Here is an 18,732-nt window from a genome sequence, read left to right on the forward strand (position 1 = left end):
TCGTCGCGCCGGAGAGGATCAGCGAGTACGGGGTGTTGACGCTGTTGCTGCCCAGACCGTTGGAGGGACGGGGCTGGAACCACTTGAGGTCCGGCACGAAAGGGGCGCCCGGCCGGTTGTTCAACCGGCCGGGCGCCCCTTTCGTGTTCAAGCCCTGTGCGCTACGCGCTCTTCTCGTGGCGGCCGTCGTCCTTCACGATCCGCGGCACCAGCGTCGGGTTCACGTTGTTGTGGACCACGTCCTCCGTGATGACCACGCGCGCCACGTCCTTGCGGGACGGGACCTCGTACATCACCGACATCAGGACCTCTTCCATGATCGCCCGCAGGCCGCGTGCGCCCGTGCCGCGCAGGATCGCCTGGTCGGCGATGGCCTCCAGGGCCGGGAGGTCGAAGTCCAGCTCCACGCCGTCCAGTTCGAACAGGCGCTGGTACTGCTTCACCAGTGCGTTGCGCGGCTCGACCAGGATCTTCAGGAGGGCCTCGCGGTCCAGGTTGTGGACCGAGGTGATGACCGGGAGACGGCCGATGAACTCCGGAATCATCCCGAACTTCACCAGGTCCTCCGGCATGACCTCCTGGAACTGGTCGCTCGCCTCGATCTCGCGCTTGGAGCGGATCGTGGCGCCGAAGCCGATGCCCTTGGCGCCCGCACGCGACTCGATGATCTTCTCCAGGCCGGCGAACGCGCCGCCCACGATGAAGAGCACGTTCGTCGTGTCGATCTGGATGAACTCCTGGTGCGGGTGCTTGCGACCGCCCTGCGGGGGCACCGACGCCGTGGTGCCTTCCAGGATCTTCAGCAGTGCCTGCTGGACACCCTCGCCCGACACGTCCCGGGTGATCGACGGGTTCTCGCTCTTACGGGCGACCTTGTCGATCTCGTCGATGTAGATGATCCCGGTCTCGGCCTTCTTGACGTCGTAGTCGGCCGCCTGGATCAGCTTGAGCAGGATGTTCTCGACGTCCTCGCCGACATAGCCCGCCTCCGTCAGCGCCGTCGCGTCCGCGATCGCGAACGGGACGTTCAGCATGCGGGCCAGCGTCTGGGCCAGCAGCGTCTTGCCCGAGCCCGTGGGGCCCAGCAGCAGGATGTTGGACTTCGCGAGCTCGATCGCGTCGTCCCGGCCCTGCGCGCCGCCGTTCTCACCGGCCTGGACGCGCTTGTAGTGGTTGTAGACCGCTACCGAGAGGGCCTTCTTCGCGGGCTCCTGCCCGACGACATAGCCTTCGAGGAACTCGTAGATCTCGCGCGGCTTGGGGAGTTCCTCCCACCGCACCTCGGAGGTCTCGGCGAGTTCCTCCTCGATGATCTCGTTGCAGAGATCGATGCACTCGTCGCAGATGTACACACCGGGTCCTGCGATGAGCTTCTTCACCTGCTTCTGGCTCTTGCCGCAGAACGAGCACTTGAGCAGATCGCCGCCATCACCGATGCGTGCCACGAGGTGCTTCCCCTTCGCCTGGGAGCGGCTTGGTTCAGCCGCTCCTGGTGCCTCATATCCGACGGTACCTTGCCGAGCCCCCCGTTCGGGCCCCCCTTGGCGCGGTTCACATTGTCGTGTACCGCGCCAAGGGCGCCGGACCGCTCAGGCGGCCGCTGCGGCCGTGCTCTTGCGGGTGGAGACGATCTGGTCGACGAGGCCGTACGCGAGCGCGTCCTCGGCGGTCAGGATCTTGTCGCGCTCGATGTCGTCGCGGACCTTCTCGATCGGGGTGGTGGAGTGCTTGGCCAGCATCTCCTCCAGCTGCACGCGCATGCGCAGGATCTCGTTGGCCGCGATCTCCAGGTCGGAGAGCTGCTCCCGGCCCGTCTGCGAAGACGGCTGGTGGATCAGCACGCGGGCGTGCGGCAGGGCCATCCGCTTGCCGGGGGTGCCGGCTGCGAGCAGCACGGCCGCGGCGGAGGCCGCCTGGCCCATGCAGACCGTCTGGATGTCCGGCTTCACGAACTGCATCGTGTCGTAGATGGCCGTCAGCGCGGTGAAGGAGCCACCAGGGCTGTTGATGTAGATCGAGATGTCGCGGTCCGGGTCCATCGACTCCAGGCACAGCAGCTGCGCCATGACGTCGTTGGCGGACGCGTCGTCGATCTGCACGCCGAGGAAGATCACGCGCTCCTCGAAGAGCTTCGCGTACGGGTCGTACTCACGCACGCCCTGCGAGGTGCGCTCGACGAAGCGCGGGACGACGTAGCGGTTGTCCACCGCAGGGCCGGTGTAGAGGCCGCTGGCGGCGCCGGAGAGGCCGGAGAAGTTGCTCATGTCGGTGTTCACCATCCTGGTGGCGTTCTGTGGGCGTAGGTCAGGCAGGTGCGCCGGCTGCGGCCGCGAGGGATCAGGCGCCGGTGCCGCCGCCGCCGGGGACGCCCGATGCGGCGGAGATGATCTCGTCGATGAGGCCGTAGTTCCGGGCCTCCTCCGCGGTGAACCAGCGGTCGCGGTCGCCGTCGCGGATGATCGTCTCGACAGTCTGACCCGAGTGGTGGGCGGTGATCTCCGCCATGCGCTGCTTCGTGCGCAGCAGGTACTCGGCCTGGATCTTGATGTCGGAGGCGGTGCCGCCCAGTCCGGCCGAACCCTGGTGCATGAGGATGTCGGTGTTGGGGAGCGCGAAGCGCTTGCCCGCGGCGCCGCCCGTCAGCAGGAACTGGCCCATCGAGGCGGCCATGCCCATGCCGATGGTCACCACGTCGTTCGGGATGTACTGCATGGTGTCGTAGACAGCCATGCCGGCCGTCACCGAACCGCCGGGGCTGTTGATGTAGAGGTAGATGTCCTTGTCCGGGTCAGCGGCAAGGAGCAGCATCTGCGCCGTGATCTTGTTGGCGATGTCGTCGTCGACCTGCTGGCCGAGGAAGATGATGCGCTCGCCGAGCAGCCGGTTGTAGACATGGTCGCCGAGGCCACCACCGATGGACGGTTCACCGGCGGCGTAAGGCATCAGATTCGTCACGTATCCACCTGCTCGTCTCTGACGGCTGCCTGCCGTCTCAGCGTCTTCGTACCCGGGGCGGTCAGTGACCTGCCCTCGTATTCATGGACCCTAACGCGCAGGTGGGCGGCCGCCATCCCGGTTCCCGAACTGTTCGCTCGGAGCGCAAGGTGAGCGGTGCCTGTTCGAAGGCGCGCAGACGTACCGGAATGCGTCCCCGACCTGCGGCCTTGCGGCCGCGGTGGGGCACCGGTATGCGGACGGGCCCCGGCGCGCGTGATGGCGTCCGGAGCCCGTCGCGGGATCAGCGCGAGGCTCAGGCCTCGGTCTTCTCCTCGGCCTCGCCGGACTCGGCCTCGACGACGCCCTCGACCGTCTCGGCGGCGGTCTCGGTCTCGTCCTCGTCCTCGAGGTCGACGACCTCACCGTTGGTGTCGACGACCTTGGCCGACTCGACGACCACGGCCAGCGCCTTGCCGCGGGCGACCTCGCCGACGAGCATCGGCACCTGGCCGCCCTCGACGACGGCCTTGGCGAACTGGTCGGGGCTCATGCCGGAGGAGGCGGCACGCCGCATGAGGTGCTCGGTGAGCTCCTCCTGGTTGACGTTCAGCTTCTCCTTGTTGACGAGCTCGTCGAGGAGGAACTGGGTCTTGATGCCCTTGACCGCCTGCTCCTTGGTCTCGGCGTCGAACTCTTCCTCGGACTTGCCCTGGATCTCCAGGTACTTGGCGAGGTCGATGCCCATCTGGCCGAGCTGGTGGTGCTCGAGGTTGTGCTTACGGGTGTTGATCTCGTCCTCGAGGAGCTTCTCGGGGATCGGGACCTCCGCCAGCTTCAGCAGCTCTTCGAGGACACGCTCCTGGGCCTGGGTGGCCTGGTCGTACTGCTTCATGTTCTCGAGGCGCTGGCGGCTGTCCGCCTTGAGCTCATCGAGGGTGTCGAACTCGCTCGCCATCTGGGCGAAGTCGTCGTCGAGCTCGGGGAGCTCGCGGGCCGCGACGGCGGTCACCTTGACGGAGACCTCGGCCTCCTTGCCCTCGGCGCTGCCGCCCTTGAGCTCGGAGGTGAAGGTGGCCTCGCCGCCGGCCTCCAGGCCGGTGACGGCCTCGTCGATGCCGTCGAGCAGCTCGCCGGAGCCGATGGTGTAGGTGATGCCGTTGGCAACGCCGTCGTCCAGCACCTCGCCGTCGACCTTGGCCTCGAGGTCGATCGTCACGACGTCGCCCTCGGCGGCGGCGCGCTCCACGGGGTTGGTGGAGGCGAAGCGCTCACGCAGCTGCTCGACCGACTTCTCGACGTCCTCGTCGGTGACCTCGACGGCGTCGACGGTGACCTCGATGCCGGAGTAGTCCGGGATCTCGATCGTCGGGCGGATGTCGACCTCGGCGGTGAAGTTCAGCGTGTCGCCGTCCTTCAGCTCGGTGATGTCGACCTCGGGCTGCCCGAGCGGATTGATCTCCGCCTCGTTGACCGCCTCGGTGTAGAACTTCGGGAGCGCGTCGTTGACGGCCTCCTCCAGCACCGCACCACGGCCGAACCGCTGGTCGATCACTCGGGCGGGGATCTTGCCCTTGCGGAAGCCCTTCACCGTGACCTGCTGGTTGATCTTCCTGTACGCCGCGTCGAGGCTGTCCTTGAGCTCCTCGAAGGGCACCTCGACAGTGAGCCGAACCCGGGTCGGGTTCAGGGTCTCCACGGCGCTCTTCACGGTTCGGTCTCCTTGGTGGCTGACTTCTTGGGGTTCGCTGACGCTGCGATTCAGCGGTTCAGCGGATCGGGCCCGGCACATCAGACACACGGGCACGCAGCTTGCATAGTAACGGCAAGCAGGAGGAGCCTCACAACGCGATCTTCCTGGTCGGGGTGGCCGGATTCGAACCGACGACCTTCCGCTCCCAAAGCGGACGCGCTACCAAGCTGCGCCACACCCCGTCGGTGCGAACCGTAGGGTACATGCCCGCAGGCCGTGTGCCGTGCCGTTTTCCCGGCGTCCGGAATGGGGTGTGCGGTGAGCGGCAGGAAACCGCTACGATGCTCTTCGTGCCGCACGGTCGTGACCTGCGGTGCGAGCATGCGGGCGTAGCTCAATGGTAGAGCACTAGTCTTCCAAACTAGCTACGCGGGTTCGATTCCCGTCGCCCGCTCTGTGTACGGCTTCGGGCCCGGCAGGTGATGGATCACCTGCCGGGCCCGAAGCCGTTCCCGGCCCGGCCGGAGAACGGGCGTGCGGTCGGAACCCGTCCGCGTCAGAAACTGATCTGGTTGATCGTCTCGGCTATCGAGTCCAGGAATCTGTTGATCGACGGGGCCATGCCCGTCGAGGCGAGGAAGAAGCCGAAGAGCGCAGCGACGATCGCCGGCCCCGCCTTGATGGACCCGCTGCGGATCAGCACCACGAGGACGATCGCCAACAGCAGCACCACAGACAGTGAAATGGCCACAACTGATCACACACCCTCGGTCGGTCCGCCTTACCGGCCCGGGAGCGCGCGGCCAGCGCACCCCCGCCCCGCACATCGTGCCACCAACCCCCTTGCCCTTGCTGCCCGGTGGTGAATCGTCCCGGCCAAGATCACACCCTGTACGGGGCGTTGTGCACCGGGCCGCCGACGGCCGACGCCTGCCGGCGACTGCGACGCAGGTCCGGCCGGGTGAATACCGTCTTGAATTGATCGCGATCGTTTCCATGTCCCCACACGTTGGTCACGAGAAATCCGAAGACGGCCAGTGAGGTAATTCACCCAAGCACCCACCCCTGGCCGATACGTCCCCTTGAAGAGGGATTAATTGGGGCATAGCGGGCGGTTACCGATAGTTTCAGATGTGAATGGACGACACGCGGAGCACGATTTACCAAATCGAATGGACGAGGCTAAGGTGCCTCAGATGTTCCACGCTCCGCATGGTTATCAGAGGGCCCCGCTCCCCCGGACCCGGGAGACGGAGCCCGTCGCAATGACCCCGCAGACGACGATGTCCGCCCCGGTCACGGCCGACCGGAAGGCGGCCGTGCCGTCTTCCGACCGGTCCACCGGACGAGACGCCTACTTCGACAACGCGAAGTTCCTGGCGATGGTGCTGGTGGCGGTGGCCCACGCCTGGGAGCCGCTGATGGACGGCAGCCGGGCCACGCATGCGTTGTACATGGTCGTCTACACGTTCCACATGCCGGCTTTCATCCTCATCTCCGGCTACATGTCGAGGAGTTACGCCGGCAAGCCGCATCAGCTGAAGCGGCTGCTGACGGGCATCGCGGTGCCGTACCTCGTCTTCGAGGTCGCCTACTCGCTCTTCGACCGCTACGGGAACGACGATCCGGACCAGCCGATCACCCTGCTCGACCCGTACTACCTGACGTGGTTCCTGGCCGCGCTGTTCATCTGGCGCCTGACCACACCCCTGTGGAAGCTCATCCGGTGGCCGGTGCCCGTCGCGCTGGCCATCGCCGCGTTCGCGTCGGTCACGCCGGGTGTCGGGGCCGATCTCAATCTCCAGCGGGTGCTGCAGTTCCTGCCGTTCTTCGTGCTGGGCCTGTGCCTGAAGCCCGAGCACTTCCAGCTGGTGCGGCGCCGCGAGGTGCGGCTGCTGGCGGTGCCGATGTTCGCGGCCGCGGTGCTGGTCGCGTACTGGGCCGCTCCCCGGATGAACGTGAAGTGGTTCTACCACACCGACTCCGTGCAGGAGCTCGGGGTTCCGTGGTGGACCGGCGGCGTGATGACCTTCGCGCTCTTCGGATGCGCCGTGGTGGCGACGATCGGCTTCCTTGCCTGGGTACCGGGCCGCCGGACGTGGTTCACGGTGCTGGGCGCCGGCACCATCTGCGGCTATCTGCTGCACGGGTTCCTGCTCAGGGGCGCCGAGTACGCCGGCCTCTACGAGGAGAACCCGTGGCTGAGCACCCCGGGCGGCGAGATCCTGGTGACCCTGGTCGCGGCGGTGGCAGTGACCCTGCTGTGCACGCCCCCCGTGCGGAAGCTGCTCAAGGGCGTGACCGAGCCGGAGATGAAGTGGGCGTTCAAGCGGGACGCGTCGGAGCTGGGGCCCCGGCGCTGAGCCTGCTCACTCCTGGCCGTCGGTGAGCCCGAGCAAGGCCCGGGTCTTCGCGTACTTCTCGGTGAGCCGGGCCCGGGTCGCCTCGTCCAGGGCCGCGAGCCGGGCCGGGTTCGTGTTGTGGGCGAGGTCGGCCTCCTTGACGAGGAGTGCGCCCGGGGTCTCGAGGATGCGCCGCGTGTAGGACGCCAGGTCCTCGCCCTCGCGCTTACTGAGCGCGAGGACCATGTCCTTGACGGACTGCGGCAGCGCGGCCCGTTCCAGCCACTCCTGGCTCAGGGCATCGTCCTCGATGGCGTCGTGCAGCCAGCCGGCGGCGATCTGCTCCTCGCTGCCGCCCCGCCCGCGCACCCCGTTCGCCACGGCCGCCAGATGCTCGGTGTAGGGACGCCCCGACTTGTCCTTCTGGCCCGCGTGGGCCTCGCGGGCGATCGCCTCGATCTCGGCCAGGGTCAGGTTCTGCTGCGCCATGGCACGACTGTACGGGCCGCTTCACCCGATCCGTGAGAAACCCTGCTGTCAGCTCTGCCGGCGCAGCAGGAGCAGGGCACGGTCGTCGTTGACGTCCTTGGCGACCGCCTCGATCAGATGCCAGGCGGCGCCCTCGAAGCCCGACGCCACATAGCGGTCCGCCTCGCCGGTGAGGCGGTCGATGCCCTCGCTGATGTCCCGGCCCGAGGCCTCCACCAGGCCGTCCGTGAACAGCATCAGCACGTCCCCGGCGCGCAGGGTGCCCTTGATCGGGTCGAACTGCGCTCCGTCGTAGATGCCGAGCAGGGGGCCGTCGGCGCCCTGCTCCTCCCAGCGCCCGCTGCCCGCGTGGAGCTGGAGGGCGGGCAGATGGCCCGCGGAGAACAGTTCGTAGTCGCCGGAGTCCAGGTCGAGGACCAGATGGATGGAGGTGGCGAAGCCCTCGTCCCAGTCCTGGCGCAGCAGATAGCCGTTGGCCGCGGGCAGGAAGCCGTGCGGCGGCAGGGAGCCGAGCAGCCCGCCGAAGGCTCCGGACAGCAGCAGGGCACGGGAGGCGGCGTCCATGCCCTTGCCGGAGACGTCCGTGAGGACGACCTCGAGGGTGCGGCCGCCGTTGGTGCGGGCCGCGACCACGAAGTCGCCGGAGAAGGACTGGCCGCCGGCCGGGCGCAGCGCCATCTCACGGTGCCAGCCCTGCGGCAGCCGGGGCAGAGCGCTCTGCACCCGGATGCGTTCGCGCAGGTCGAAGAGCATGGTGCCGCCGCGCCGCCAGGGCACCCCGACCCGGGCGCGGAACTGTGCGATGAGCAGTCCGAAGAAGCCGCAGGCCGCGACCACCAGGACGGTCCCCGGGGTGACCCGGGCCGGTCCTTCGGTGTACGGGCCGAGCGCTATGGACTCCACGATCAGGGCGGCCGCTGCGGCCGCGTACAGGCCCAGCAGGCTCGCGGGCCGCAGCAGCAGGGCGCCGGCCACGATCGGCAGCACCAGGGCGGCGGGGGCGCACCACACGGGCGCCGCGATCGTGCCCCACGAGATCGCCGGGATGGTCAGCAGCAGCCCGGCCAGTGCGATCCAGTCGGAGCCGTCGCCCCGGAAGTAGTCGACCCCGGACTTGCGCAGGGCTATGCGGGCCCGGTGCGTCTTCTTACGCATCCGGGCCGTGAACGTGTCTGCTGCAGAGCGGCGGGCCATTGCCGTGGACCTTATCCACCCGCCCGCCCCGCGTGCAGGGGGACCCCGCGACATTGCGTTCCAAATCGGGTCGCGACGGGTCGCGTACGCCTGGTAGGGATGGCTCATGACGACTGAACTGCGGGTATTGCGGCGGTCCGAGTGGGACGTCTGGTACGGGAAGCTGGAGCTCGCGTTCGGTGGTGTCGGCGAGACCCGGCAGGAGCGCCAGCTGTGGGACGCGTTGACGGAGGTCGAGCGTTCGATCGGCGCGTGGGACGGCGAGGAGTGCGTGGGGACCGCGGGGGCGTTCACCTTCGCGGTGTCGGTCCCGGGCGGCGCGTTCGTGCCCGCCGCAGGGGTGACCATGGTGAGCGTGGCGGCCACGCACCGGCGGCGCGGGGTGCTCACGTCGATGATGCGCCGTCAGCTGGACGATGTGCGCGGCTGGGGCGAGCCGCTCGCCGTGCTGACGGCGTCCGAGCCGGAGATCTACGGCCGGTTCGGCTACGGCATCGCGACCCACCAGCTGTCGCTCGAGATCGACTCCTCGCGGGTGCGGATCGCCGCGCCGCCGGGCACGGACGACGTGCGGCTGCGGTTCGCACCGGTGGCCGAGAGCGCCGAGGCGTGCGAGGCGGTGTATCTGCGCACGGTCGGCAGCCGGCCCGGCATGCTCGCCCGCCGTCCCGGCTGGGAGCGCCTGCCGCTGCTCGACCCGCCTGGCGACCGGGAGGGCGCCTCCCCGATGCAGTGCGTGCTGGCCGAGCGGGACGGCGAGGTCGTGGGCTATGTGCGCTTCCACAACAAGCCGCACTGGGACCGGTCGGGACCGGCCGGCTCGATCCTGGTGCGGCACATCGACGCGCTGGACCCGGCGGCGTACGCGGCGCTGTGGCGGTTCGTGTGCGAGATCGACCTGACCTCGACGGTGCGGTCCCGCAACCGGCCGGTGGACGACCCGCTGCTGCACCTCGTCACGGACATCCGGCGCTGCGGGCCGACGGTGCGGGACGCGCTGCACGTACGGCTGGTGGAGCTGGGGGCCGCGCTGCAGGCGCGCACCTACCGGACGCCGGTCGATGTGGTGTTCGCCGTCCGGGACGACTTCTGCCCGTGGAACGAGGGGTGTTGGCGGCTGAGCGGTGACAGCAAGGGCGCGTCCTGCAAGCGCACGGACGAGAACGCGGATCTGGCCCTGTCCGTACGGGAGTTGGGCGCGGCGTACCTGGGCGGTGTGTCGCTGACGTCGCTCGCGGGCGCGGGGCGGGTGCGGGAGCTGCGGGAGGGGGCGCTGGCGGAGGCGTCCGAGGCGTTCGGCTCCGATGTCGCGCCCTGGCTGCCGCACGGATTCTAGGAAACGGATTCCAGGAGAACGTGCCCCGGCTGCTGTGCGGCGACCGGAACTTCAGGCGGCCTGGCAGGCCGGGCACCAGAAGAGATTGCGGGCGGCGAGATCGGCGGTGCGGATCTCGCCGCCACAGATGTGGCACGGCAGATGGGCCCGTCGGTAGACGTAGACCTCTCCGCCGTGGTCGTCGGCGCGGGGCGGCCGCCCCATCGCCTCGGGGGTGTGCTCCGGCCGGACCGTGTCGATGCGATTGTTGCGTACACCCTCGCGCATCAGTTCGGCGAGGTCCCTCCAGATCGCGTCCCACTGACGCCGTGTGAGCTCCTGGCCGGCCCGGTACGGGTCGATGCCGTGCCGGAAGAGGACTTCGGCACGGTAGACGTTCCCGACACCCGCGATGATCTTCTGGTCCATGAGCAGCGCCGCGATGGTCGTGCGGGAGCGGGAGATCCGGGCCCAGGCACGGTCGGGGGTGTCGTGCGGCCGCAGCGGGTCGGGGCCGAGCCGGTCGTGTATCGCCTGCTTCTCCCCGTCGGTGATGAGGGCACAGGTGGTGGGGCCGCGCAGGTCCGCGTAGTGGCTCTCGTTGAGGAGACGCAGCCGGACGGTGTCGGTGGGCGGCGGGGCGGGCGTCGTGCCGAAGCCGAGCTTGCCGAACAGGCCGAGGTGGATGTGCACCCAGCCCGTGTCCTGGAAACCGAGGAAGAGGTGCTTGCCGTGCGCGTCGGCGCCGTCGAGCACGCGCCCGTCGAGGAGGGCGGCGCTGTCCGAGAACTTGCCCTGGGGGCTGCTGACCCGGACGCTCCACCCCGCGAAGCGGTGGAGATGGTCCTCCGCCAGGCGGTGGATCGTATGCCCTTCGGGCACGGCGGTCTCCTGTGGTCGTGCGGCGGCTCTCGCCCCCGGCCTCAGGCGCAGGGCGGGTCGCGGGGCTTCGCCCACGGCGGGGATGTCCGGTCCCACCCGTTGCGACGGCTGTCCCGGGCCTCGGCCACGGATCGGCGTCATGGCGGGGGCGAGCGCCCCGTCGCGCGGGGCGGGCCGGCGAACCGGCCCGCCTGCGGCGTTCGGGTCAGCCCTGCTGCGGGTGGTGGGCCGGGATCGGCGGGAGCTCGCCGGTGGCCTCGTACGCGGAGAGCATCTCGATGCGGCGGGTGTGACGCTCCTCACCCGAGTACGGGGTGTTCAGGAAGATCTCGACGAACTTGGTCGAGTCCTCCACCGAGTGCATCCGGCCGCCGATGGCCACGACGTTCGCGTTGTTGTGCTCGCGGCCGAGGGCCGCGGTCTGCTCGCTCCAGGCGAGCGCGGCGCGCACGCCCTTGACCTTGTTCGCCGCGATCTGCTCGCCGTTGCCGGAGCCGCCGATCACGATGCCGAGGCTGCCTTCGTCGGCGGCCGTCCGCTCCGCGGCACGCAGGCAGAACGGCGGGTAGTCGTCCTGGGCGTCGTAGATGTGGGGGCCGCAGTCGACCGGCTCGTGGCCGTGGGCCGTGAGCCACTCGACGAGGTGGTTCTTGAGTTCGAAACCGGCATGGTCGGAGCCGAGGTACACGCGCATGGTTCCGAGTGTGGCATGCGGAAGCGGGGGTAGCGGTCAGCGGGGTCGGGACCTTGGTCCACTCGGGGGCGGCCGGGCGATGTCATGACTGTGGGGAGAGTCACGATCCGGAGTTGGACCTTCCGTACCGATGAGTACCGGGTTTCAATGCCTGGGCTCGTAACCCGAGTGTTCTCGAACCTAAGGAATCGTCCATGAGCTCGCAGACGACCCTCACAAAGGAAGGCGGGCAGACCGGAAACGCCGGTAATCCGCAGTCCTCCGACGGTCTCCAGGCCGGTCTCAAGAACCGCCACCTGTCCATGATCGCCATCGGCGGTGTGATCGGCGCCGGCCTGTTCGTCGGCTCCTCCGGCGGCATCGCCGCGGCGGGTCCCGCCATCCTGGTGTCCTACGCACTCGTCGGCGTGCTCGTCGTGTTCGTGATGCGGATGCTGGGCGAGATGGCCGCCGCAAGCCCCAACTCCGGCTCCTTCTCGGCGTACGCCGACCGCGCGCTCGGCCGCTGGGCCGGCTTCTCCATCGGCTGGCTGTACTGGTTCTTCTGGGTCGTCGTGCTGGCCGTGGAGGCCACGGCCGGTGCGGTGATCCTGGAGGGCTGGATGCCGGCGGTGCCGCAGTGGGCCTGGGCCCTGATCGTCATGGTCGTGCTGACCGTCACCAACCTGGCGTCGGTCTCGTCGTACGGCGAGTTCGAGTTCTGGTTCGCGGGCATCAAGGTCGTCGCGATCGGCGCCTTCGTGGTCGTCGGTCTGCTGGCCGTCTTCGGCTACCTGCCGGGCTCCGACAACCCGGGCGCGGGCTTCGCCCATCTCACCGACGCCGGCGGATTCCTGCCGAACGGCGCGGGCGCCATCCTCACCGGTGTGCTGATGGTGGTCTTCTCCTTCATGGGCAGCGAGATCGTCACGCTGGCCGCCGGCGAGTCCGAGGACCCGCGGCGCGCGGTCACCAAGGCCACCAACAGCGTCATCTGGCGGATCGCCGTCTTCTACCTGGGCTCGATCTTCGTCGTCCTGACGCTGCTGCCGTGGAACGACTCGTCGATCGTGGAGAAGGGCTCCTACGTCGCTGCCCTCGACTCCATCGGCATCCCGCACGCCGGCCAGATCATGAACGTCATCGTGCTGACGGCGGTCCTGTCCTGCCTCAACTCGGGCCTGTACACCGCCTCCCGCATGGCCTTCTCGCTGGGCCAGCGCGGCGACGCGCCGAAGGCGTTCGCCAAGGTCAACGCCAAGGGCGTGCCGACGTGGGCGATCCTGGGCTCCGTGGTCTTCGGCTTCGCCGCCGTGTACTTCAACTACGCGTTCAAGGACACGGTGTTCCTGTTCCTGCTGAACTCCTCGGGCGCCGTGGCCCTGTTCGTCTGGCTGGTGATCTGCTTCACCCAGCTGCGGATGCGCAAGATCCTCATGCGCGAGGCGCCGGAGAAGGTGACGGTGAAGATGTGGCTCTTCCCGTACCTCACCTGGGCGACCGCCGCGATGATCACCTTCGTACTGGGCTACATGCTCTTCGACGACGCCAACCGCGAGGTCGTGCTGCTGTCGGTGCTGGTCGCCGCGGTCGTGGTGACCATCGGCGTGGTGCTCGACCGCGTGCGCAAGTCGAAGTCCTCGGTCAGCGCCGGCTGACCCGCAGCCGTGCATCAACGCCGCAGCCCCGGTCCGCTTCGTGCGGGCCGGGGCTGCGGCGTATGTACGGGCGGCGCAGGTACCGAGCCTCTCAGCCGCGGCGGCCGACGAGCTTCCAGGCGGTCGGCAGCGCGCCCATCGCCAGCGCGGCCTTGAGCGCGTCACCGATGAGGAACGGCACCAGGCCCGCGGAGATCGCGGCGGACAGCGACATCCCGGTGGCGAGGGCCAGGTACGGGACACCGACCGCGTAGATGATCACGGAGCCGGCGGCCATCGCGCCCGCGGTGCGCAGGACCGAGCGGTCGGCGCCGCGGCGGGCCAGGGCTCCGACGACGGTGGCGGCGAGCAGCATGCCGAGGATGTAGCCGAAGGACGGCATCCCGAAGCCGGACGTGCCCTGCGCGAACCACGGCATGCCCGCCGCACCGGCGACCGCGTACAGGCCGAGCGAGAGGAAGCCGCGGCGGGCGCCGAGTGCGGTGCCCACCAGCAGGGCGGCGAAGGTCTGGCCGGAGACCGGGACCGGGGAGCCGGGGACCGGAACAGCGATCTGGGCGGCGATGCCGGTGAGCGCCGCGCCGCCGGCCACCAGTGCGGCGTCCACGGCGTACCGGGCGCGGGCGGCGGGCAGCAGGTCCGCCAGAACCGGCACCTTGCCTGCGGCAAGGTGAACCCCACCGGATCGGAGGGGGGCGGCAGCAGTACTCATCAGGACTCCGCAGGGTGAGGGCAGTTCGAACACGGTGACCGTAGCCCACGCTCCGTCACGTGATCACCATCAGCCGTCCACAAAGCACAGCCTCAGGTGTTGGTGGAGTTCGGACAAAGAGAGGTCTCCACCCCGGTGATCACGTGAGACTCATCACTCAGGTCGGGAGCATGATGCCCGATTTTGCCTCACGGGGTAGAGCCGGGCGAGACTGTAGGGACCCCATAACTCCCCCCGAGTGATCCGAGAGTTCCGAACGTCATGCACGATGCGCCGCCCACGCCCCTGGCCGCCGAGGCCGAACCCCTCGAACACGGGCTCAAGCAGCGTCATCTGACGATGCTGGGGCTCGGCGGTGTGATCGGGGCCGGGCTGTTCGTCGGCTCGGGCGCGGGAGTTGCCGTTGCCGGGCCCGGCATCGTGCTCTCGTATCTGATCGCGGGCACGATCGCGATGCTCGTGATGCGGATGCTGGGCGAGATGTCCGCGGCCATGCCGGCCTCCGGCTCCTTCTCGGTGCATGCGGAGCGGGCACTCGGCCGCTGGGCGGGCTTCTCGATCGGCTGGCTCTACTGGTTCCTCACCGTGGTGGTGCTGGCCGTGGAGGCGACCGCGGCGGCGCAGATCGCGCTCGGCTGGGCGCCGGCACTCCCCCAGTGGGGCTGGGTGCTGGTCTTCATACTGGTCTTCACCCTCGTCAACCTGACGGCAGTGAAGAACTTCGGCGAGTTCGAGTTCTGGTTCGCCGCCCTCAAGGTCGTCGCGATCGTGCTGTTCCTGGGCCTCGGCACGCTCGCCGTCCTCGGGCTGCTGCCGGACACCGACCCGGTCGGATTCACCCATCTCACCGGGGACGGCGGCTTTCTGCCGAACGGCTGGGACGGCGTCGTCTCCGGCGTACTCACGGTCATCTTCGCCTTCGGCGGCCTGGAGGTCGTCACGATCGCCGCCGCGGAGACCGACGACCCGGGCCGCGCGGTCGCCCGGGCCGTACGCAGTGCGGTCGTCCGCATCCTCTTCTTCTATGTCGGCTCGATGCTGCTCATCGTGACGCTGCTGCCGTGGACCGCACAGCGGGCCGGGCTGAGCCCCTTCGTCGCCGTACTGGACGAGATCGGGGTGCCGCACGCCGGGCAGATCATGGAGATCGTCGTCTTCGTGGCTCTGCTGTCCGCGCTGAACGCCACGCTGTACGGCTCCTCCCGCATGGTCTTCTCGCTCGCCGAGCGCGGCGAGGCGCCGCGGGGACTGCTCAAGGTGAGCGCGGGCGGGGTGCCGCGCCGGGCGGTCCTCGCCTCGGTCGCCTTCGGCTTCGTCTCCGTACTGCTGAATCTGAAGTGGCCGGATTCCGTCTTTCTCTACATGCTCAACTCGGTCGGCGCGGTCCTGCTGTTCGTGTGGGCGCTGGTCGCCGTCTCGCAACTGCGGCTGCGCCGCCGTATCGAGCGCGAGGCCCCCGGAGTGCTCACTCTGCGGATGTGGGGGTACCCGTGGCTGACCTGGGTGACGCTGGCCGCCATGGCCGCGGTGCTGGTGCTGATGCTGACCGATGACACGGCCCGTCCGCAGGTGCTGTGGTCGGCCGGTGCGACGGCCGTGGTGCTGCTGGTCTCGGCCGTGCGCGAGATACGGGATCGGCGCGGCTGACCGACGGGCGTGCCGTACCTGCGTGTTGACCTTGTGTGAGCATCGTGCCCGTATAGCGGACGCGCATTCCGCGTGAACGGAACTCGTGCCCACACTGGCGTCCGCTCCCCCGTCTCAGCCAATGAACAGGGCACGTCCATGTCACAAACCTCCGCGCCCGTCGACCGCAAGGCCGGCACGCCGCTCACGCACGGACTCAAGCAACGCCATCTGTCGATGATCGCCCTCGGCGGTGTGATCGGGGCCGGCCTGTTCGTCGGCTCCGGTGCGGGTATCGCCGCCGCCGGACCCGGCATCGTCCTCGCCTACACCGTGTCCGGTCTGCTCGTCATGCTCGTGATGCGCATGCTGGGCGAGATGTCGGCGGCGAACCCGGCGTCCGGCTCCTTCTCTGTACATGCCGAGCGGGCCATCGGGCCGTGGGCGGGCTTCACGGCCGGCTGGTCGTTCTGGGTGCTGCTGTCCGTCGCGGTGGGCCTCGAGGGCATCGGTGCTGCGAAGATCGTCAGCGGCTGGCTGCCGGGGACGCCCGAGTGGGCCTGGGTCGCACTGTTCATGCTGGTGTTCTGCGGTACGAACCTGGCCGCGGTGAAGAACTTCGGCGAGTTCGAGTTCTGGTTCGCGGCCCTCAAGGTCGGCGCGATCACGCTGTTCCTGATCCTCGGCGGCCTCGCGATCGCCGGCCTGCTGCCCGGCACCGAGGCCCCCGGCGCCACCAACCTCACCGGCGACGGCGGCTTCCTGCCGAACGGCTCCGAGGGCCTGGTCATCGGTCTGCTCGCGTCCGTGTTCGCCTACGGCGGCCTGGAAACGGTCACCATCGCGGCCGCCGAGTCCGAGCACCCCGTCCAGGGTGTCGCCAGGGCCGTGCGGACGGCGATGTGGCGCATCGCGCTCTTCTACATCGGCTCGATGGCGGTCATCGTCACGCTGGTGCCGTGGAACGACCCGGACGTCGCCAACCCCGACAAGGGTCCGTACGTCACCGCGCTGAACCATCTCGACATTCCGGGCGCGGGCATCGTGATGCAGGTCGTGGTGCTGGTCGCACTGCTCTCGGCGATGAACGCCAACATCTACGGCGCCTCCCGTATGGCGTACTCACTGGTCGCACGCGGCCAGGGGCCGAGGGCGATCGGGAAGATCTCGGGCGGTGTGCCGCGGATCGCCGTCCTCGTCTCCTCGGTCTTCGGCTTCCTGTGCGTGCTGCTCAGCTACTGGCGCCCGGACGACGTCTTCCCCTGGCTGCTGAACATGATCGGCGCGGTGATCCTGGTCGTCTGGCTGTTCGTGGCCGTCTCCCAGCTGCTGCTGCGCCGCCGCCTGGAGCGCGAGGGCCCGGAGAAGCTTGTCGTCCGTATGTGGCTGTACCCGGTGCTGACCTGGGTCGCGATCGCGGGCATGGCCGGAATCTTCGTCCTCATGCTCCGTCAGCCCGACACCCGCGACCAGCTGCTCGCGACCGGTGTGATGACCGTGGTGCTGGCCGTCACGGGCTACGTCGTGCAGAGGGTCCGGGGGTCGGCCGCACCCTCGGCCGAGGCGGCCGAGGAGCGTGCCGCCGAGTGAGCCACGGCAGCTGACCGCTGCCCCGCGCAGGACCCCTGGGCCGCCCCGGCCCGGGGGTCCTGCGCGTTCAGGGACCCCGGAGGCGGCGCGCCATCGACCGGGGCCGGCACCTGATCATCATTCACTCTTGCCGCTGCTAGTGTGCAGTTGCATAAGATGCGCAATAAGCAGCACCCGGAGGGACCGGATCATGGCCACTTACACGCTTCCTGAACTCCCGTACGACTACGCGGCGCTCGAGCCGGTCATCAGTCCGCAGATCGTCGAGCTCCACCACGACAAGCACCACGCGGCGTATGTGAAGGGCGCGAACGACACCCTTGAACAGCTCGCGGAGGCCCGCGACAAGGAAGCCTGGAGCGCGATCAACGGTCTGGAGAAGAACCTCGCGTTCCATCTCTCCGGCCACATCCTGCACAGCATCTACTGGCACAACATGACGGGCCCGAAGGAGGGCGGCGGCGGTGAGCCGCTGGACCAGGACGGCGTCGGCGAGCTCGCGGACGCGATCGCCGGGTCCTTCGGCTCGTTCGCCGCATTCAGGTCCCAGATGACCAAGGCCTCGGCGACCACGCAGGGTTCGGGCTGGGGCGTGCTCGCGTACGAGCCGGTGAGCGGTCGGCTCATCGTCGAGCAGGTCTACGACCACCAGGGCAATGTCGGCCAGGGCACCGTCCCGATCCTGGTCTTCGACGCCTGGGAGCACGCCTTCTATCTGCAGTACAAGAACCAGAAGGTCGACTTCATCGACGCGATGTGGCAGGTCGTGAACTGGCAGGACGTGGCGAAGCGGTACGAGCGCGCCAAGGAGCGCACACCGCTGATCGCCCCCTGACCGGGGCACAGTCGTCCTGCTCGTGATCGTCTTCTCAGCCTTCACCGGGCAGGCGGAAAGAGGAAGGACCCCCGCGAGGACATGACTCGCGGGGGTCCTTCTGTGCCTCCAGGCCGATCAGTCGAAGATGGGCCCCTGTGTGCGCGTGCGCTTGATCTCGTAGAAGCCCGGGATCGACGCCACCAACAGCGTGCCGTCCCAGAGCTTGGCCGCATCTTCGCCCTTGGGGGCGGGGGTGACGACCGGCCCGAAGAAGGCGATCTGCTCGCCGTCCGCACCGGGCACCGCTATGACCGGGGTGCCGACCTCCTGGCCGACCTTCTCGATGCCCTCCTTGTGGGAGGCGCGCAGTTGGGCGTCGTAGGTGTCCTTGTCCGCGTAGTCCGCCAGGGAGACGGGCAGACCGACGTCCTCCAGTGCCGCGACCACCGCGTCCCGGACAGGGCCCTGGCCCTCGTTGTGGAAGCGGGTGCCGAGCGCGGTGTAGAGCCTGCCGAGCACCTCGTCCCCGTGCTCCTGCTGGGCGGCGGTGACGACCCGGACCGGGCCCCAGGCCTTCGTGGCGAGCATCTCGCGGTAGGTCTCCGGCAGCTCGTCCAGCTTGTCCTCGTTCAGCACGGCAAGGCTCATCACATGCCAGCGGACCTCGACGTCACGTACCTTCTCGACCTCGAGCATCCAGCGCGAGGTCATCCACGCCCACGGGCACAGCGGGTCGAACCAGAAGTCGACCGGGGTCCTGCCGTTCTGAGTCATCTCTCTCCTCACATGGGCGCCAGGTTGTGCCTG

General features: G+C 68.9%; 17 protein-coding genes, 2 tRNA genes and 1 pseudogene. 7 read left to right on the forward strand and 13 right to left on the reverse strand.

Translation table 11 applies throughout. The features are described from left to right. From ABZ208_RS34565 to ABZ208_RS34590, 6 genes and pseudogenes are all read right to left on the reverse strand, one after another. Positions 1 to 94, reverse strand: a pseudogene (locus ABZ208_RS34565) (potassium-transporting ATPase subunit C); the annotation flags it as partial. 67 nt (positions 95 to 161) lie between these two features. Beyond that, a complete protein-coding gene (clpX, locus tag ABZ208_RS34570) occupies positions 162 to 1,445 on the reverse strand; it encodes an ATP-dependent Clp protease ATP-binding subunit ClpX (RefSeq protein ID WP_328400594.1) in 1,284 nt (427 codons plus the stop codon). A 144-nt stretch (positions 1,446 to 1,589) separates the two neighbouring features. Beyond that, a complete protein-coding gene (locus tag ABZ208_RS34575) occupies positions 1,590 to 2,279 on the reverse strand; it encodes an ATP-dependent Clp protease proteolytic subunit (RefSeq protein ID WP_328400592.1) in 690 nt (229 codons plus the stop codon). Between the two features lie 58 nt (positions 2,280 to 2,337). Next, positions 2,338 to 2,943 carry an ATP-dependent Clp protease proteolytic subunit gene (locus ABZ208_RS34580; protein WP_356913427.1) on the reverse strand — a complete coding sequence of 202 codons (606 nt, stop codon included), beginning with the start codon at positions 2,941 to 2,943 and terminating at the stop codon, positions 2,338 to 2,340. Between the two features lie 307 nt (positions 2,944 to 3,250). Beyond that, on the reverse strand, positions 3,251 to 4,645 hold the full coding sequence (gene tig / locus ABZ208_RS34585; protein ID WP_356913399.1) for a trigger factor: 1,395 nt from the start codon (positions 4,643 to 4,645) through the stop codon (positions 3,251 to 3,253). Between the two features lie 147 nt (positions 4,646 to 4,792). Then, positions 4,793 to 4,869, reverse strand: a tRNA-Pro gene (locus ABZ208_RS34590). A gap of 141 nt (positions 4,870 to 5,010) precedes the next feature. Here ABZ208_RS34590 and ABZ208_RS34595 point away from each other — a divergent pair. Then, a tRNA-Gly gene (locus ABZ208_RS34595) sits at positions 5,011 to 5,081 on the forward strand. A 102-nt stretch (positions 5,082 to 5,183) separates the two neighbouring features. Here the strand turns inward: ABZ208_RS34595 and ABZ208_RS34600 are convergent. Then, the gene (locus ABZ208_RS34600; protein WP_328400588.1) at positions 5,184 to 5,378 is read right to left on the reverse strand and encodes a hypothetical protein; all 195 of its coding nucleotides are present in this window, start codon (positions 5,376 to 5,378) and stop codon (positions 5,184 to 5,186) included. Between the two features lie 445 nt (positions 5,379 to 5,823). On the opposite strand from ABZ208_RS34600, the gene ABZ208_RS34605 reads away from it, so the two are divergent. Next, positions 5,824 to 6,990, forward strand: coding sequence for an acyltransferase family protein (locus tag ABZ208_RS34605; protein ID WP_356913400.1), 1,167 nt, complete (start codon positions 5,824 to 5,826; stop codon positions 6,988 to 6,990). Positions 6,991 to 6,996: 6 nt separating this feature from the next. Here ABZ208_RS34605 and ABZ208_RS34610 read toward each other — a convergent pair whose 3' ends face one another. Both ABZ208_RS34610 and ABZ208_RS34615 read right to left on the reverse strand, forming a co-directional pair. Then, on the reverse strand, positions 6,997 to 7,458 hold the full coding sequence (locus ABZ208_RS34610; protein WP_356913401.1) for an HD domain-containing protein: 462 nt from the start codon (positions 7,456 to 7,458) through the stop codon (positions 6,997 to 6,999). Positions 7,459 to 7,506: 48 nt separating this feature from the next. Further along, positions 7,507 to 8,652, reverse strand: a complete 1,146-nt coding sequence (locus tag ABZ208_RS34615) for a PP2C family protein-serine/threonine phosphatase (protein ID WP_356913402.1) — start codon at positions 8,650 to 8,652, stop codon at positions 7,507 to 7,509. A 106-nt stretch (positions 8,653 to 8,758) separates the two neighbouring features. Here ABZ208_RS34615 and ABZ208_RS34620 point away from each other — a divergent pair, with 106 nt between their 5' ends. Further along, positions 8,759 to 9,988, forward strand: coding sequence for a GNAT family N-acetyltransferase (locus ABZ208_RS34620; RefSeq protein WP_356913403.1), 1,230 nt, complete (start codon positions 8,759 to 8,761; stop codon positions 9,986 to 9,988). A gap of 51 nt (positions 9,989 to 10,039) precedes the next feature. On the opposite strand, the gene ABZ208_RS34625 is transcribed toward ABZ208_RS34620, so the two are convergent. Together ABZ208_RS34625 and ABZ208_RS34630 are read right to left on the reverse strand one after the other, a co-directional pair. After that, positions 10,040 to 10,849: a DNA-formamidopyrimidine glycosylase family protein gene (locus ABZ208_RS34625; RefSeq protein ID WP_356913404.1), complete on the reverse strand. Its 810-nt coding sequence runs from the start codon at positions 10,847 to 10,849 to the stop codon at positions 10,040 to 10,042. Positions 10,850 to 11,054: 205 nt separating this feature from the next. Then, entirely contained in the window at positions 11,055 to 11,543 is a 489-nt protein-coding gene (locus ABZ208_RS34630) for a ribose-5-phosphate isomerase (RefSeq protein WP_356913405.1), read from the reverse strand. A gap of 194 nt (positions 11,544 to 11,737) precedes the next feature. On the opposite strand from ABZ208_RS34630, the gene ABZ208_RS34635 reads away from it, so the two are divergent. After that, positions 11,738 to 13,180, forward strand: coding sequence for an amino acid permease (locus ABZ208_RS34635; RefSeq protein ID WP_356913406.1), 1,443 nt, complete (start codon positions 11,738 to 11,740; stop codon positions 13,178 to 13,180). A gap of 91 nt (positions 13,181 to 13,271) precedes the next feature. On the opposite strand, the gene ABZ208_RS34640 is transcribed toward ABZ208_RS34635, so the two are convergent. Continuing rightward, positions 13,272 to 13,892, reverse strand: coding sequence for a biotin transporter BioY (locus ABZ208_RS34640; protein ID WP_356913407.1), 621 nt, complete (start codon positions 13,890 to 13,892; stop codon positions 13,272 to 13,274). A 261-nt stretch (positions 13,893 to 14,153) separates the two neighbouring features. Here ABZ208_RS34640 and ABZ208_RS34645 point away from each other — a divergent pair, with 261 nt between their 5' ends. The 3 genes from ABZ208_RS34645 to ABZ208_RS34655 all read left to right on the forward strand — a co-directional run bounded on the left by ABZ208_RS34645 (position 14,154) and on the right by ABZ208_RS34655 (position 17,943). Next, positions 14,154 to 15,539 (forward strand): amino acid permease, encoded by a 1,386-nt coding sequence (locus ABZ208_RS34645; RefSeq protein ID WP_356913408.1) that lies wholly within the window; start codon positions 14,154 to 14,156, stop codon positions 15,537 to 15,539. Positions 15,540 to 15,677: 138 nt separating this feature from the next. Beyond that, positions 15,678 to 17,108, forward strand: a complete 1,431-nt coding sequence (locus ABZ208_RS34650) for an amino acid permease (RefSeq protein ID WP_356913409.1) — start codon at positions 15,678 to 15,680, stop codon at positions 17,106 to 17,108. A gap of 190 nt (positions 17,109 to 17,298) precedes the next feature. Continuing rightward, complete coding sequence (locus tag ABZ208_RS34655; protein ID WP_356913410.1) at positions 17,299 to 17,943, forward strand: superoxide dismutase; 645 nt, start codon at positions 17,299 to 17,301, stop codon at positions 17,941 to 17,943. Positions 17,944 to 18,060: 117 nt separating this feature from the next. On the opposite strand, the gene ABZ208_RS34660 is transcribed toward ABZ208_RS34655, so the two are convergent. After that, positions 18,061 to 18,699 carry a DsbA family protein gene (locus ABZ208_RS34660; RefSeq protein ID WP_356913411.1) on the reverse strand — a complete coding sequence of 213 codons (639 nt, stop codon included), beginning with the start codon at positions 18,697 to 18,699 and terminating at the stop codon, positions 18,061 to 18,063. Positions 18,700 to 18,732 lie beyond the last annotated feature (33 nt).

It is taken from the genome of Streptomyces sp. NPDC006208, assembly GCF_040613775.1.
GTDB lineage: Bacteria > Actinomycetota > Actinomycetes > Streptomycetales > Streptomycetaceae > Streptomyces.

Bases quoted from the DNA above. Each gene is read 5' to 3' on its own strand.
- ABZ208_RS34575 (WP_328400592.1), bottom strand. From the start codon at position 2,279: ATGGTGAACACCGACATGAGCAACTTCTCCGGCCTCTCCGGCGCCGCC.
- ABZ208_RS34580 (WP_356913427.1), bottom strand. From the start codon at position 2,943: ATGCCTTACGCCGCCGGTGAACCGTCCATCGGTGGTGGCCTCGGCGAC.
- ABZ208_RS34605 (WP_356913400.1), top strand. From the start codon at position 5,824: ATGTTCCACGCTCCGCATGGTTATCAGAGGGCCCCGCTCCCCCGGACC.
- ABZ208_RS34610 (WP_356913401.1), bottom strand. From the start codon at position 7,458: ATGGCGCAGCAGAACCTGACCCTGGCCGAGATCGAGGCGATCGCCCGC.
- ABZ208_RS34615 (WP_356913402.1), bottom strand. From the start codon at position 8,652: ATGGCCCGCCGCTCTGCAGCAGACACGTTCACGGCCCGGATGCGTAAG.
- ABZ208_RS34620 (WP_356913403.1), top strand. From the start codon at position 8,759: ATGACGACTGAACTGCGGGTATTGCGGCGGTCCGAGTGGGACGTCTGG.
- ABZ208_RS34630 (WP_356913405.1), bottom strand. From the start codon at position 11,543: ATGCGCGTGTACCTCGGCTCCGACCATGCCGGTTTCGAACTCAAGAAC.
- ABZ208_RS34635 (WP_356913406.1), top strand. From the start codon at position 11,738: ATGAGCTCGCAGACGACCCTCACAAAGGAAGGCGGGCAGACCGGAAAC.
- ABZ208_RS34640 (WP_356913407.1), bottom strand. From the start codon at position 13,892: ATGAGTACTGCTGCCGCCCCCCTCCGATCCGGTGGGGTTCACCTTGCC.
- ABZ208_RS34645 (WP_356913408.1), top strand. From the start codon at position 14,154: ATGCACGATGCGCCGCCCACGCCCCTGGCCGCCGAGGCCGAACCCCTC.
- ABZ208_RS34650 (WP_356913409.1), top strand. From the start codon at position 15,678: ATGTCACAAACCTCCGCGCCCGTCGACCGCAAGGCCGGCACGCCGCTC.
- ABZ208_RS34655 (WP_356913410.1), top strand. From the start codon at position 17,299: ATGGCCACTTACACGCTTCCTGAACTCCCGTACGACTACGCGGCGCTC.
- ABZ208_RS34660 (WP_356913411.1), bottom strand. From the start codon at position 18,699: ATGACTCAGAACGGCAGGACCCCGGTCGACTTCTGGTTCGACCCGCTG.